Origin of the sequence: Faecalibacterium sp. DFI.5.82, assembly GCF_029076575.1 — a bacterium.
GTDB classification, from domain to species: domain Bacteria; phylum Bacillota; class Clostridia; order Oscillospirales; family Ruminococcaceae; genus Faecalibacterium; species Faecalibacterium duncaniae.
Window position 1 is genome coordinate 1 of record NZ_JARFIS010000490.1, and the last position, 312, is coordinate 312.

The following is a 312-nucleotide window of genomic DNA, read 5'->3' on the forward strand; positions in this document are numbered from 1 at the left end:
CGCTGCTCGCCGGTGAACTACCTGACCAACAACAATGCACATCAGATCTTTACTTCACCGACCATTTTAGGTGGGATCGTGCTCATCATCCTTCTGGCGGCGTTCTGGAACCTGTACGGCTTTTCCATCCTCCTGCACGGGTTTGCGCTGGCCCGCCGGGGCGAAACACTGCGTCCTGTTTCCCTGGTCGTCCGGTCGCTGGGGGATATCCGCCATGTCCTGCTCCCCAAGAACTGGCCCATCCTGCTTTACTGCGCCCTGCTCATCCCCTTTCCCGATGTATTCGTGGCTTACAACTATATCTCTCAGCTG

Annotated in this window: 1 protein-coding gene; it reads left to right on the forward strand. The window is 57.1% G+C overall.

What is annotated here, in order from left to right:
- On the forward strand, positions 1-312 hold a 312-nt coding region (locus P0G09_RS17555; protein ID WP_275253312.1), incomplete at both ends, for a glycerophosphoryl diester phosphodiesterase membrane domain-containing protein.